Source organism: Kineosporia sp. R_H_3, from assembly GCF_002198675.1.
Classification (GTDB): domain Bacteria; phylum Actinomycetota; class Actinomycetes; order Actinomycetales; family Kineosporiaceae; genus R-H-3.
Genome location: NZ_MWLL01000214.1, coordinates 1 through 14,259, shown reverse-complemented (window position 1 = coordinate 14,259; position 14,259 = coordinate 1). Strand labels below are relative to the sequence as shown.

The 14,259-nt window shown below is 72.8% G+C and carries 10 protein-coding genes; 4 read left to right on the top strand and 6 right to left on the bottom strand.

Annotation, left to right across the window (positions count from 1 at the left end):
- Nucleotides 1–126: 126 nt before the first annotated feature.
- The 5 genes from ECOMGDLI_RS26985 to ECOMGDLI_RS26965 all read right to left on the bottom strand — a co-directional run bounded on the left by ECOMGDLI_RS26985 (nucleotide 127) and on the right by ECOMGDLI_RS26965 (nucleotide 9,727).
- Entirely contained in the window at nucleotides 127–1,119 is a 993-nt protein-coding gene (locus ECOMGDLI_RS26985) for a hypothetical protein (protein WP_088319934.1), read from the bottom strand.
- Nucleotides 1,120–1,801: 682 nt separating this feature from the next.
- Nucleotides 1,802–3,919: a hypothetical protein gene (locus ECOMGDLI_RS26980; protein WP_088319933.1), complete on the bottom strand. Its 2,118-nt coding sequence runs from the start codon at nucleotides 3,917–3,919 to the stop codon at nucleotides 1,802–1,804.
- A gap of 158 nt (nucleotides 3,920–4,077) precedes the next feature.
- Complete coding sequence (locus ECOMGDLI_RS26975) at nucleotides 4,078–6,276, bottom strand: hypothetical protein (protein WP_088319932.1); 2,199 nt, start codon at nucleotides 6,274–6,276, stop codon at nucleotides 4,078–4,080.
- A gap of 146 nt (nucleotides 6,277–6,422) precedes the next feature.
- Complete coding sequence (locus tag ECOMGDLI_RS26970) at nucleotides 6,423–8,054, bottom strand: Ig-like domain-containing protein (RefSeq protein WP_088319931.1); 1,632 nt, start codon at nucleotides 8,052–8,054, stop codon at nucleotides 6,423–6,425.
- 146 nt (nucleotides 8,055–8,200) lie between these two features.
- Entirely contained in the window at nucleotides 8,201–9,727 is a 1,527-nt protein-coding gene (locus tag ECOMGDLI_RS26965; RefSeq protein ID WP_088319930.1) for a hypothetical protein, read from the bottom strand.
- Between the two features lie 231 nt (nucleotides 9,728–9,958).
- On the opposite strand from ECOMGDLI_RS26965, the gene ECOMGDLI_RS26960 reads away from it, so the two are divergent.
- From ECOMGDLI_RS26960 to ECOMGDLI_RS26945, 4 genes are read left to right on the top strand one after another with little or no spacing between them, the layout of a single operon-like run.
- Nucleotides 9,959–11,212: an NAD(P) transhydrogenase subunit alpha gene (locus tag ECOMGDLI_RS26960; RefSeq protein WP_088319929.1), complete on the top strand. Its 1,254-nt coding sequence runs from the start codon at nucleotides 9,959–9,961 to the stop codon at nucleotides 11,210–11,212.
- Entirely contained in the window at nucleotides 11,209–11,520 is a 312-nt protein-coding gene (locus ECOMGDLI_RS26955; protein WP_088284122.1) for an NAD(P) transhydrogenase subunit alpha, read from the top strand. Before ECOMGDLI_RS26960 ends, ECOMGDLI_RS26955 begins: the two co-directional genes overlap by 4 nt.
- Complete coding sequence (locus tag ECOMGDLI_RS26950; RefSeq protein WP_088319928.1) at nucleotides 11,517–12,911, top strand: NAD(P)(+) transhydrogenase (Re/Si-specific) subunit beta; 1,395 nt, start codon at nucleotides 11,517–11,519, stop codon at nucleotides 12,909–12,911. The genes ECOMGDLI_RS26955 and ECOMGDLI_RS26950 overlap by 4 nt, the downstream gene beginning before the upstream one ends.
- Nucleotides 12,912–12,946: 35 nt before the next feature.
- On the top strand, nucleotides 12,947–13,690 hold the full coding sequence (locus ECOMGDLI_RS26945) for a GAP family protein (RefSeq protein WP_088319927.1): 744 nt from the start codon (nucleotides 12,947–12,949) through the stop codon (nucleotides 13,688–13,690).
- 75 nt (nucleotides 13,691–13,765) lie between these two features.
- Here the strand turns inward: ECOMGDLI_RS26945 and ECOMGDLI_RS26940 are convergent.
- Nucleotides 13,766–14,259: RICIN domain-containing protein (locus ECOMGDLI_RS26940; protein WP_233153647.1), on the bottom strand; the 494-nt coding region annotated here is incomplete at its 5' end.

The window sequence follows — 14,259 nt, the reverse complement described above, 5'->3', positions numbered from 1 at the left end:
CGGGTCAGCCGGCGGGAAGTGGTGCGCGGGCGGCTGCCGGGTGACACCCGTCGCAGGACGACCGCGCCGGCCGGCCGGAGGATCCCGGCCGACCGGCGCGGTCGTCGTGGCGGTGCGCGGTCCGGGTCAGCCGGCGGTCGCCGTCAGCCCGTAGCCCGACAGGGACGCCGTCTTCACCACACCGGCCGAGGTCACCGTGGTGCCGGGGTCGGCCATGACGTTGCCGCCGCCGTCGGCGAGGCCCTTGGTCGGCTCGAGGACGCCGTCCGAGTGCCAGCCGACGTTGTCCTTGGCGACGTTGCCGCTGCCGGACAGGTTGTACGTCGTGATGTTCGGCTTGCCCTTGCCGGACGTGTCGAAGACGTTCCGGTAGATCGAGACGCTGCTCGCGCCGTACGACAGCTGCAGGTTCGACGGGCCGGTGTTGTCGTAGAACGTGTTGTACCGGACGACGACGTTGCCGATCGGGGCGCTGCTGCCGGACGGCGGACCGATCTTCAGCCCGCGGCCGTTCGCGCTGCGCGCCAGCAGGTTCCGCTCGATGATCCCGCCGCCCATGCTGCCGTTGACGTAGATCAGGTGGTCCTGGTTGGTGCCGTTGCTCTTGTACGTGTCGTGGATGTAGTTGTGGTCGACCATCCACTTGCTCGGGGTCCCGGCGACGAGCAGACCGGCGTAGGAGCGGGCGCCCCAGATCTCGGCGTTCGTGATCCGCCAGCCGACGCCGCCGGTCATCTTCACCATGTGCTGGCTGCTCGTGTTCTTCGGGCCCCAGGTGACGTTGATCCCGTCGAGGGTCCAGTAGTCGGCGCCCTTGAGCCAGAGCAGGCCCTGGACGACGGGCCGCTCACCGGGGGCCGCGACGACCGTGATCGGCTCGGACGCGGTGCCCTTGACCGGGGTGACCTTCACCTGCTCGGCGTAGGTGCCCCCCTTGACGACGAGCCGGTCGCCCGGCCGCAGCTTCTTGAAGGAGGCCCCGAGGGTGCGCCACGGCGCGCCCTCCGAGCCGCTCGCCGCGTCGCTGCCGCCCGGGGACACGACGTACGTGACCGCGGCGCTCGCGGGGTGGAGGTCGGCGGCGATCAGCCCGCCCGAGATCGTTGCTCCGACAGCCATGACGACTGCCGTGCGGCGGAGCCTGCCTGCAGGCCGGACACGATGACGCGGACGCACGAAGATCACCTCGAATAACGCGAAGGGAGCACGCTGGCCGGTGTTTCGACGGCCGGGTCGGCGTCTTGAGGAGTCCTGCCGGGAAGCGTTCGCAGATGACCCCTTCGGGCTACCGGAGCGCTGCACCGGGCTCCTGCGTGCGGCCGATCGGGGGTTCCCCGAACGGCGGCTTGCGCTCTGCGCCCGGAGGGTCCGGGGGGCGCTCGTGCTCATGATCGTGCTTGTGTCGCAGTCGTTCCGGGCGGCACCGGCGCTGTCGGCGGTCGGGCCGGCAGCGGTCGTGGCGGACAGATGGCGAGCTTCCCCGTGCATCTCGCTCCGAGCGTCTGGCACCCGGCAGGTCGCCGGGTACGTCGGTGGGCGGGACCTTGATCCGCGCCTCCTGGGCGGGCCCGAACCTAGGGGGGTGCATTAGCGGATGGGAACCCCTGAACAGGGGTGAACGGCAGAATTAACAAGGGCTTTATGGCTGCCTGCTGCACCAGTTCTGTCGGCTTGAGGTCCCCTTAAGGCACTTGTCCCACTGCGTGGACGGCCCCGGACGGCCGGACGCCGGCCCGAGGCGGTGCCTCGGACCGGCGTCCGATGGTGCGGTCGTGCCGGGTGCGACGGCGCCCTGCGGCGGTCAGGCCCAGCGCAGCGACAGGGTGTGGCCGATGCTCACGGCAGCACCGGTCGACGTCGTCGCCGTGAACGGCCCGACGCCTCCCGTCGTCGCGATCTGCTTGTCGGAGGTCTCGGCCGTGAGCGTCGTCCCGGTCGGGACGGTCGCCTCGGTCCGCTCGGTGAGCCCGGCCATCGGCGTGATCGCCCCCGTGCGGGCGGTCCCGAAGACCGTGAGCACCCGGTCACCGGCGGCCGACGCCACGGCGGGCGCGGTGCTCGTCGCCGAGGAGGCGTTCGCCTTGCCGGCGGCCGCACGCACGGGGGCCGTCGTGCTGAGCCCCTTGTAGGCGACGAGCTGGACGGTGCCGGCCCGCGAGGCCGAGAACGTCCACCGGTAGGACGCGGGCTCGGAGGCGCCCGCCTTCTTCCAGTACACCGCCTGCCGCAGCGCCGTCCCGTTGTCGGTCTGGACGACGCGGGTCCACCCCGAGGGGGCGGTGAGCGTCGGCAGGGTCCGCACCGTCACGGCGACGACCATGATGTCGTTCGCCACGACGGTGGTCGGGCGGATGACCGTGATGCCGGTCGCACCGGCGGTGGCCGCCTTGGCGGTGCCGTGCACGACGACCGAGCCGCCCACCTTGGGCGTCGTCACGGGGGCGCCCTGCCGCAGGGACGACACGTTGCCCGCCGCGTCGACCGACCGGACGCCGTACCGGTACGTCGTCCCGCCGACGGCGGTGGTGTCGGTGTAGCTCAGGCTCGTCGTGGTGCCGATGGGGTCGCCGTCCCGGTAGACGTCGTACGAGACGACCTTGACGTCGTCCGTGCCGGCCGGCCAGGACGACTGCACCGAGGTCGCCGACATGACGGTCGACGTCACCGAGGCGGGGTTCGTCGGCGGCTGGTGGTCGCCGGCCGGGGCGAGCGGCATCTCGGCGTGGTAGTAACGGTGCGCGGTGTCGTCCGCGGCGATCGCGACGAGCCCGCTCGGCGAGGCCACCGGGTCCTTGGTCGTGCTGATGTTGTTGAGCTTGGCGCCCGAGGCCTTCATGAACACCGCGCCCCGGCCGCCGCCGAACGTCAGCGAGGCCAGCGGCGAGGTCTTGTAGTAGATCGCCCCGCCCGAGACCGGCGCCGTCATGAGCAGGTAGAGCAGGGAGTGCTCGGAGTCGATGACGACCTGCGGCCGGGTCGCGCCGTCGGCGACGGTCGCCCCGGTCGCGGTCTGCCACGTCCCGTTGCTCTCGCGCTTGAGGACGACGACGAGCGGGTCGGTCGGCACCTTGGTGACGACGTCGTTGCTCGTCTTCAGCGCGACGAAGACCCGGCCGAGGGAGTCGTTCGTCACCGCCTTGAGGCTGATGTGGTCGTCGGCGATGCCGGTGCCCGACAGCGGGGTCTCGGTGGCCCACGTCCCCGCGGCCTGGCCGTCGGTGTGGACGGCGAAGCGGAACGCCGAGCTCTGCTGGTCGGACCACATGATCCCGACATGGCCGTTGAACGCGACGATGCCGGAGACGTCGTCGGCGGCGACCGTCGTGTCGGTCGACGGCACGAAGTCCGGGACCGACCAGGCGGCGTCGGAGGAGGTCGTGTAGGCGTAGAGGACCCGAGAGCTCTTCGTCCACGTCGCCCACATCGTCCCGGCGGAGTCGCGGGCGATGGACAGCGACTCGGTGCCGCCGCTCGCGATCGTCACCGGGTAGCCGGAGTCCTTGACGTACGTCCGGCTGCCGGCGCTGTACGTGAAGCGGCTGAAGAGCAGGTCGCCGGTCGCCGTCCGGCTCGCGGCGTAGAGCGTCGTGCCGATCGTCTCGACGTCCGCGGTGCTGTTCGCGCGGGTGTCGATCGCGATCCCGGTGTCGCGCCAGGTGTGGTCGCCGAGCAGCTCGTGGATCGTCGGCGTGCCGGTCGCGGTGTCGGCCATGACGGCCCACCAGGCACCGTCGGCGCGCCAGACCTTGCTCTGCTGCTTGTCGGCGGACGGCGCGACGACGGTCGCGGGGAACGTCGGGCCGGCGTAGGTGGTCGGCAGGCCGGCGGCCGCGGCGGGCGCCGCCGCCCAGCCGGCGCCGGCGGACGCGATCGCGACGGCGGTGACCGTCCCGAGGATCGTGCGTGTGACGGGATGCATGAACAGCCTTCGGTCGTGGCGCCCGGGCCCCGGGCGCACCTCGTTACCGAAGGTAGATGTGTTGTCTACGTATTGTTACTAACTTGGGTCGATACCGTCCGATCTACGGATGCCCCGTGGCGATCGCCACGGGGCATCCGTCGACCGGTGCGTACGGCTCAGGCCGCCCGGAGGACGACGGTCTGCCCGACGTTCGCGGCCGACCCCGTCGGGGTCGTCGCCGTGAACGGGCCGACCGTGCCGGTCGTCGTGACCGCGCGGTCGGCGGCGGCGCCGGAGACCTTCGTCGACCCGGTCGAGCTGATCACCTCGGTGCGCTCCACGAGCCCGGCCTGCGGCGTGATCGCCGACGCCCGGCCGGTGCCGAAGAGCGCCACGGCGAGGTCGCCCGCGGTCGCGGCCGCGGCCGGCGTCGTGATCGTGGCCCCGCTCGCGTTGGCCTGGCCGGCGAACGACCGGACCGGGGTCGTCGTGCTGACGCCCGAGTACGCGTCGAGCTGGACGACGGCGACCTGCGTCTTCGACAGCGTCCACGTCCACGACGCCGGCTCCGACGCGCCTGCGACGTGGCTGTAGACCGCCTGGACCATCGTCGTCGAGTTCGGCGTGCTGCCCACGAGCGTCCAGCCCGCCGGTGCGGTGATCTTCGGTGCGCCGCGCGACGAGACCGTCGCGAGGACGACATCACCCGCGGCGAGACCGGCCGGCTTCGCGACGGTCAGCGCGGTCGCGCCCGCGGTGGAGAACGTCGAGCCCGAGCGGAAGGCCACGCTGCCCGTGGGCGGCGGGTTCGGGTCGGCCGGGGTCGTCACGGGCGCGGCCGAAGTGGCCGTGGAGACGTTGCCCGCGGCGTCACGGGCCCGGACGCCGTACGTGTACGTCGTCGACGGCGCGGCGGTCGTGTCGGTGTACGCGAGCGTCGTCGTCGTGCCGATCTGGGTGCCGTTGCGCAGCACCTCGTACCGGGAGACGCCGACCGCGTCGGTCGAGGCGGTCCATGTGACGTCGACCGCCGTCGGGGCCGAGGCGCTCGCCGCGACGTCGCCCGGCGCCGTCGGCGGCGTCGTGTCGCCGCCCCCGCCGCCGTCCGCCAGCGACATCTCGGTGTGGTAGTACCGCTTGTTCGCGTCGTCCGAGGCGATGGCGACGAGCCCGGTCGCGCTCGTCACCGGGTCACGCGTCGTGCTGACGTTGTTGAGCTTGGCGCCCGAGGCCTGCATGAAGACGCTGCCCCGGCCCGACGCGAACGACAGCGACGACAGCGGCGAGGACTTGTAGTAGATCGTGCCGCCGGCCTCGGGGGCGGTCATGAGCAGGTAGAGCACGCTGTGCTCGGAGTCGAGGACGATCTGCGGCCGGGTGGCGCCGGTCGCCTTGGTGGCGCCGGTCGTCGACGTCCAGGTGCCGCTGCTCGTCCGCTTGAGCACGAGGATGATCGCGTCCCCGCTCGCCGTCTTCGAGGTCTTCACCGCGGCGAAGACCCGGCCCTGGACGTCGTCCACGAGCGACTTGAGGTTGATGTGGTCGTCGGCGAGGAGGCCGCCGGACAGCGGCGTCTCGACGCGCCAGGCGGTGTCGGGGTCGCCGTCGTCGTGGATGGCGAACCGGACCGCGACGCTCTGCTGGTCGGACCACATGATCCCGACCGACCGGTTGAAGGACACGATGCCGGAGATGTCGTCCGAGGACAGCGTCGTGTCCGGGACCGGGACGGTCGTGCCCGCGGTCCACGCCGTGTCGGACGTCGTCGTGTGCGCGAGGTAGACGCGGGAGCCGCGGGTCCACGTCGCCCAGACGGTGCCGACCGTGTCCCGGGCGATCGTCAGCGACTCCGAGCCGCCGGTCGCGATGGTCACCGGGAAACCGCTGTCGCGGGCGTAGGTCCGCGAGCCCGGCACGTACGTGAACCGGGAGAAGAGCAGGTTCGAGCCGGACGCCCGGCTCGCGACGTAGAGCTGGCTGCCGAACGACTCGGTGTCGGCGGTGCTGCTCGCGCGGGTGTCGATCGCGACGCCGGTGTCCCGCCACGTGTGGTCGCTGCGCAGCTCGTGGATCGTCGGGATGCCCGCGGACGCCGAGATGAGCACCGACCACCAGGCGTTGTCGTTGCGCCAGACCTTGCTCTGCGGCTTGTCCGCCGTCGGTGCGGTCACCGTCGACGGGTAGGTGTGGTCGGCGTACGTGACGGGGGTGCCGGCCGCCGCCGCCGGCAGGGCGGCCCAGCCGGCCCCGCCCACCGTGAGCGCGACGGCGGTCACCGCGACCGCCGCCGTCCGGCGCATCCGCGGCAGCCGCAGCAGCGCCCGCCTGACGTCCGTCGCTCCGGTCCTCGTGCCGGTGGTCGTTCCGTCCTTCACCGCTGGCCCCTGTCCCGCGCCCGCCCCCGGGCGCTCAGGGGGACGAGCGTAGGGACAGGTCGGGACGCAGGGGACAGGTTCCCCCGAGACCCTCGGTCGAACACCCGACCCGGACCTCGGCCGAACGGGGGTGCTGGCGCCGACGGTCAGGGGACGACGACGACCTGCTTGGCCGTGCGCCGGGGAGCGGTGTTGCCGGCGGCGTCCCTGGCCTCGATCGCGAACTGGTAGGTGCCGGGTGTGAGGGTGGGCGACGTGAACGACCACTGCCGGGTGTTCTCGTTCTGCGCCGTGACGTCGATCGTCTCGACGACGACGCCGTTCATGTAGACGTCGTAGGCGACGACGCCGCGGTCGTCGGTCGCCGGCAGCCACGTGGTCGTGATCGCCCCCTCGGCCGTCGGCGAGGAGGTGATCTGCGTCTGCGCGAGCGGCGGCTGGATGTCGTCCGCGGTGATCGGCAGCTCGCCGTGGAAGTAGCGGTGCCCGGTCGTGTCGACCGCGATCGCGACCGCGCCCACCGCGGGGGTCGTCGAACCCTTCGTCGTGCTCACGTCGTTGATCGCCGCCCCGGCCGGGGCCTTGATGAAGGGTGCCCCGCGACCGGTGGCGAACTTCAGGCCGTCGAACGGCGACGACTTGTAGTAGATGGTGCCGCCGGTGGTCGGTGCACCCTCGAACAGGTACACCCGGGAGCTCTCCCGGTCGAGGAGGAGCTGGGGGCGGGTCAGCCGGTCGCCGACGAGGCCGACGACGGCCTTCTCCCACGTGCCGTCGGGGTCCCGGCGCAGCACGTACATCCCCGGCGCCTCGTCGCCGGCGCCGACGAGGTCCTGCGAGGTCTTCACCGCGGCGAACACGCGGCCGTCGCCGGCGACGGCCTTGAGGTTGATGTGGTCGTCGACCATGCCCTCGCCCGACAGCGGCGTCTCGACCTTCCACGTGCCGGGGGCGTCGCCGTCGACGTGGACGGCGAACCGGAACGCCCAGTCGCCCTGGTCCGACCACGCGATGCCGACCTTGCCGTCGAAGGCCACGATCGCCGACACGTCGTCCGCGCCGACGGTGTTGTCGGGCACCCGGAGCAGCGCCCGGGACCACGCGGTGTCGTCCTCGGGGCCGGCCCGCGCGAACCAGACCCGCCCGCCCTGGGTGTACGTCGCCCAGACGGTCCCCGTCGTGTCCCGCGCGAGGGACGCCGACTCGGCGCCGCCGGTCGCCACCGTCGCGGGGAAGCCGTCGGCCCTGACGTAGGAGCGCTTCGCCGGGGTGTACCGGAAGCGGGCGTACGTGATGGCGCCGGTGAGGGTCCGGCTCACGACGTAGAGCGCGTTCTTCTCGAAGAGCACGTCGGCGGTGGAGTCCGCCCGGGCGTCGACGACCGTGCCGGTGTCGCGCCAGGTGTGGTCGTCACGCAGCTCGTGGACGGTCGGCACCTTCTTCTTCGCCGAGACCAGCACCGCCCACCAGGCGCCGTCCGCCCGCCACACCTTGCTCTGCGGCTTGTCACCGCTCGGGGCGGGCAGCCGCGCCGCGTAGCGCTGGCCGGCGAAGGACGCCGGCGCCTGCGTCGCGGGGACCAGCGGAGCCACGGACGGCGCCGGTCCGCCGGCCGTCGCCGGGGCCGTGGCCGCCGGGAAGACCCTGCGCTCCTGCAGCGCCCGCAGCGACGGCAGCCCCAGGTACACGGCGGCCCCCGCGGCGACGACGAGCGCGACGACCGCGGCCGCGATCGCGACGCCGCGGCCCCGCGGGGCGCTTCGGGAGTGCTGGGGCATGGTCAGGAGGTCCTTGGCGGGCGCTGTCCGGCGGAAGGGATCATGCTGCCACCGGGCGGCATCCGGCGCTCGTCGAGCAGGTCGGGCCCGGGGCGGGGCACAGAGGTGCTGTGCTCGCCCCGGGCCCGGCTGTCAGGCGGCCCCGGTCAGGGGAGGACGACCGCGCTCGCCGTCCGCTTGATCCCGGAGTTGCCCGCGGCGTCCTTGGCGACGACCGCGAAGCGGTACGTGCCCGCCGCGAGGCCGGTCTTGGTGAACGTGAAGGTGCGCAGGTTCTCGTTCGCCGCGGTGATCGTGATCGTGCTGATCTTCGCGTTGTTCATGTAGACGTCGTACGCGGTGATCCCGCGGTCGTCCGTGGCGAGCGGCCACGTCGTGGTGATCTCACCGGCGCCGGTCGCGGCCGAGTTGATCGCCGTCTGCGAGATCGGCGCCTGCTCGTCGGCCGCCTGGACCGGGATCTCCGCGTGGTAGTAGCGGTGGTTCGCCGTGTCCGAGGCGATCGCGGCCATGTCCGAGGCACCCGTCGTCGAGCCCTTGGCGACGCTCACGTCGTTGAGCACCGACCCGGCGGCGGTGATGAGGGGGGCGCCCCGGCCGCGGGCCCACTTCATGCCGACGAACGGCGCCGTCTTGTAGTAGATCGTCCCGCCGGTGGCCGGGCCGGAGGTGAGCAGGTAGGCCCGCGAGTTCTCCCGGTCGAGGAAGAGCTGGGCCCGGGTCGCCTTGTCGCCGACGCTCGCACCGCGGGTCTTCGTCCAGGTGCCGTCCGCGTTGCGGCGCAGCACGTAGATGAGGGTCGCGTCGTCCGCGGCACCGGCGGCGTCGAGCGAGGTCTTCACCGCGGCGAAGACGCGCGCGTCGCCGCCGACCGCCTTGAGGCTGATGTGGTCGTCGACGAGGTCGGCGCCGGCCAGCGGGGTCTCGAGCTTCCAGGTGCCGGCGGCCGCGCCGTCGGTGTGGATCGCGAAGTGGAAGGCGTCGCTCTGCTGGTCCGAGTAGCCGATGCCGATCTTGCCGTTGAAGGCGAGGATCGCGGAGACGTCGTCGGCCGCGACGGTGTTGTCCGATACCGGCAGCAGCGCCTTGGTCCAGGTCTTGTCGTTGGTGCCGGCCGACTTGGCGTACCAGACCCGCGCGCCCTGGGTCCACGTCGCCCAGATCGTGCCGCCCGAGTCACGGGCCAGCGACGCCGACTCGGTGCCGCCGGCCGCGACCGTCACGGGGAAGCCGGTGACCTTGCTCCACACCCGGCTCGCGCTGAGCGTGAACCGCGAGTACTGGATGTTGCCGGTCGCCGTGCGGCTGACCGTGTACAGCGTGTTGGCCGCGTACCAGACGTCCGCGGTGGAGTCGGCGCGGGTGTCGACGACGACACCGGTGTCGCGCCACGTGTGGTTGGCGAGCAGCTCCTGGATCGTCGGGACGCCCTTGGCGGGCGAGATGAGGACGCCCCACCACGCGTTCGAGGCGCGCCAGACCTTGCTCTGCTGCTTGTCGCCGGACGGCGCGGCGAGGGTCGCCGGGTACGCGTTGCCCGCGTACGACGTCGGCAGGGCCGCGCCGGCCGGCAGGGCGACGAAGGTCGCTGCACCGCCGGCGAGCGCCAGCGCGGAGGCGGCGGCGATCGCCGCGCGACGACCGCGGGCTGCACCGAGGGAGGGGAGCTGCATCAGTGACGGATCCTTTTCAGCACGCGACAAGGGCTGCCCCCGCCGCTCTTCGGGGGCGACGGTATTGCCCAGGTGTCGCGCTCCGTGGCGGTTTTGACGAGCCCTTAGGCTTCGCGCGCCGACCGGTGAGCCCCGTCCCGGGACCAAAGCCCTGAAATCGGACCATCGGTCCTCGCGTCGTGGTGGCGTGGCTCACCTCTGCGTGACCCCGCTCACCGATAGGTTCGCAGCGTGAAGGTCGTCGTTCCCGCAGAGATCATCCCGGGCGAGCGACGGGTGGCCACGCTGCCCGACGTCGTCCCGCTGCTCACGCGTGCCGGGCTCGAGGTCGCCGTCCAGACCGGGGCCGGCGAGCACGCGCTCGCCACGGACGCCGCGTACGCCGCGGCCGGGGCCTCCGTCGTCCAGGCCCTCGAGGGCGCCAGCGTCGACGTGCTGCTCCACGTGCGCCCGCTCCATCCGGCGCTCGTCGAGAAGCTGCGGCCGGGCGCGATCACGATCGGGCTGTGCTCGCCCGCCTCCGAGGCCGACACCGTGAAGCTGCTCCGTGACGGGCGGATCACCTCGTTCGCCATGGAGCTCGTCCCGCGGATCTCGCGCGCCCAGTCGATGGACGCGCTGACCTCCCAGGCGCTCGTCGCCGGCTACCGCTGCGTGCTCGAGGCCGCGATGCGGCTGCCGCGCTTCTTCCCCCTTTTCATGACCGCCGCCGGCACCGTGCCGCCGGCCAAGGTGCTCGTCCTCGGTGCCGGCGTCGCCGGCCTGCAGGCCATCGCGACGGCGAAGCGGCTCGGCGGCATCGTCTCCGCGTACGACGTCCGCGCCGCCTCGGCCGACGAGGTGAAGTCGATGGGCGGCTCCTTCATCGACCTGGGCCTCGACGTCGTCGAGGGCACCGGCGGCTACGCCCGCGAGATGACGCAGGACCGCGCGAAGCGCCAGCAGGACGCGCTCGCGCCGTACCTGCACGAGGCGGACGTCGTCATCACCACCGCGGCGATCCCGGGCCGGCCGGCGCCGCGCCTGGTCACCTCGGCGATGCTCGCCGGGATGAAGCCCGGCAGCGTCGTCGTCGACCTCGCGGCCGAGACCGGCGGCAACGTCGAGGGCTCGCTGCCCGGGGTCGACGTCGTCGTCCCCGTCGGCGACGGCGGTGCGGCGAGCGGCACGGTCGGGGTCACGCTCGTCGGCATGAAGGACGCCGCGAGCACGATGCCCGTCGACGCCTCGCGGCTCTACGCGCGCAACGTCGCGAACCTCCTGCTGCTCATGACCAAGGAGGGCGAGGTCGTCCCCGACTTCGACGACGAGGTCGTCGCGGGCACCTGCCTCACCCACGCGGGCGTCGTCCGGCACGCGCCGACCGCCGAGGCGATCGGCGACCCGGCGCCCGGCCCCGTCAGCCCTGCCGCGCCGTCCGAGCCCGACGGCACCGCGTCGTCCGGCGATACCGGCACCCCGACCCCGGGAGGTGGTGCCGCGTGAGCGGTGTCGCGCTGCTGGCCATCTTCGTGCTCGCCGTCTTCGTCGGCTTCGAGGTCGTCTCCAAGGTCTCCTCGACCCTGCACACCCCGCTCATGTCGGGGGCGAACGCGATCCACGGGATCATCCTCGTCGGCGCCGTCATCGTCGCCGGCGAGGCCGAGAACGGCCTCGAGCTCGCCGTCGGCCTCTTCGCGACGGTCCTCGCGACCGTCAACCTCGTCGGTGGCTTCGTCGTCACCGACCGGATGCTCGAGATGTTCAAGGGCCGCCGTCCGGCGGCCGGTGACCCGAAGGGCGGGGCGAGGTGAACGTCCTCTCCGGCAGCTGGACCGAGGTCCTCTACCTCGTCGCCGCGGTCTGCTTCATCCTCGCGCTCAAGGGCCTGTCCGGCCCGAAGACCGCGCGGCGCGGCAACCTCATCGGTGCGGGCGGTGCGGTCGTCGCGCTGCTCGTCACGTTCCTCGCGTTCGACCTCGACCACATCCCGCTCATCCTGCTGGCGATCGTCGTCGGCTCCGCGCTCGCCGTGCCCGCGGCGCGCAAGGTCCAGATGACGCAGATGCCGCAGCTCGTCGCGCTCTTCAACGGTGTCGGCGGCGGCGCGGCGGCCGTCGTCGCGATCCTCGAGCTCGCCGCGATCGGCGCCGGCGGCGACGCGACGTCCGACCGCGGCAACCTCGCGGCCGTCGCGTTCACGGTGCTCGTCGGGTCGATCTCCTTCTCCGGCTCGTGCGTCACCTTCGCCAAGCTCCAGGAGCTCATGACGACCCGGCCGGTCGTCATCCCCGGTGCGGCCCCGCTGCTCGTCGGCGGGCTCGTCTTCTCGGTCGGCATCGCGGTGTGGCTCTTCGCGGTCGGCCAGCTCTGGCTCGGGCTGCTCCTGCTCGTGCTCGGTCTCGCGGTCGGCGTCATGGTCGTGCTGCCCGTCGGCGGCGCGGACGTGCCGATCGTCATCTCGCTGCTCAACGCGTTCACCGGTCTCACGGTCGCCGCGGGCGGCTTCGTCCTGCACAACACGCTGCTGCTCGTCGCGGGCACGCTCGTCGGGGCGTCCGGCACGATCCTCACCCGCGAGATGGCGGCCGCCATGGGCCGCTCGGTCGGCGGCGTCATGTTCGGCGCGCTGCGCGGCGGCTCGACCGCGGGGTCCACCGCGATCTCGGACCGGCCGGTCAAGAGCGTCACTCCGGACGACGTCGCGATCCTGCTCGGCTACGCCCGCAAGGTCATCGTCGTGCCCGGGTACGGTCTCGCGGTCGCCCAGGCGCAGCACACGATCCGTGAGCTCGCCGAGCAGCTCGAGGCCAAGGGCATCGAGGTCGCCTACGGCATCCACCCGGTCGCGGGCCGGATGCCCGGGCACATGAACGTCCTGCTCGCCGAGGCGAACGTGCCGTACGAGGCGCTCAAGGAGATGGACGAGATCAACCCCGAGTTCAAGACGGCGGACGTCGTCCTCGTCGTCGGGGCCAACGACGTCGTCAACCCGGCCGCCAAGACGACGCCGAGCGCGCCGATCTACGGCATGCCGATCCTCGAGGTCTCCGACGCCCAGCAGGTCATCTTCCTCAAGCGGTCGATGCGCCCGGGCTTCGCCGGTATCGAGAACGAGCTGCTCTACGACCCGAAGACGAGCCTGCTCTTCGGTGACGCGAAGGACTCGCTGACGAAGGTGCTGGGCGCGGTCAAGGCTCTCTAGGGACCAGGCGGGCGCGACCGCTCGGGGGGAGCAGGGTGTCGCTGGAGCTGGCCGGCCTGCTCGTCGGCCTGGCCCTCGTCGACAGCACGAGCTTCGGCACGCTGCTCGTGCCGGTGTGGCTGCTGCTCGCGCCGGGGCGTGTGCGCATCGCGCGGGTGCTGGTCTACCTCGCGGCGGTGGCCGGGTTCTACCTGGCGCTCGGGCTCGTGCTGCTGGCGGGCGCCGCAGTGGTCGGCGAGCCGGTGCGCCGGTTCGCGTCGAGCCCGCCGGGGTACGCCGCGGCCCTCGCCGTCGGGCTGCTGCTCGTGGCGCTCGGCCTGTGGCTGGAGCCGCTCACCGACGCCGGCAAGCGACGCCGCGCGGCCCGGCGCGGTGACGGCCCGTCGGGTCCGCAGCGGCTCCTGCGCTGGCGGGACCGGGTCGTGGCCGCCGACGCGTCACCGCGGGCGCTGCTCTGGCTCGCCGTCGCGGCCGGGGCGGTCGAGGCGGTGTCGATGGTGCCCTACCTCGGGGCGCTCGCCGCGCTCGGGGCGAGCAGCGCCGACACCCTCGTCCGCGTGGCGGCCCTCGCCGCGTACTGCGGCGTCATGGTGCTCCCGGCTCTCCTCCTGCTGCTGGCCCGGGTCACGCTGCACGGGCTGGTCGCCGGCCTCCTCGGCCGCGTCGACCGCTGGTTGACGCGCACGGCGGGGGAGCTCACCGCGACGGTTCTCTTCCTGCTCGGGGCGTACCTCGCGGCCTACGGGGTCGACGGGCTCGGCTGGGCCGACGTCCTGTGACGTGCGTGAGAGCCGCACGACCGGGACGCCGGCACCAGCCTCGCCGTTCATGAGCCACGACAGGCGAACCGTTCGTCAGACCGTGCCGACGCTCGTGAGGGTCCACTGCTGGTTGGGCCCGCCCCAGTACGGGTACTGGTCGACCGGGGAGCCGTCCGTGAACACCTGGTAACCGGTCTCGAGGGCCTTGCCGCTGGCCCGGTTGACGAGGTGCACGACGCCGGCGGCGTCGGCGACGACCTGCCACTGCTGGCTCGTGCGCCCGGCGTCGGCGGTCTGCACGATCCGGGCGCCGTCGGCCGTCGAGCCGCCGGCCACCTCGAGCACGCGGCCGGACTGGCGCGACCGCACCGTGTAGTAGCCGCCGGTGACGGGCACGAAGCGCCACTGCTGGGCGGTGCCGTTGTTGACCGGCCACTGGACGACGGGCGCCCCCTCGGCGGTCGACCTCTGGTAGTCGTCGGCGGCCTTGCCGGTGCTGCGGTTCGTCAGCACGTACCAGCGGGTCGGGTCGACCACGCCGGTGCTCCCGGTGGGGGTCGGCGTGGTCGACCCGACCCGCTGGTACG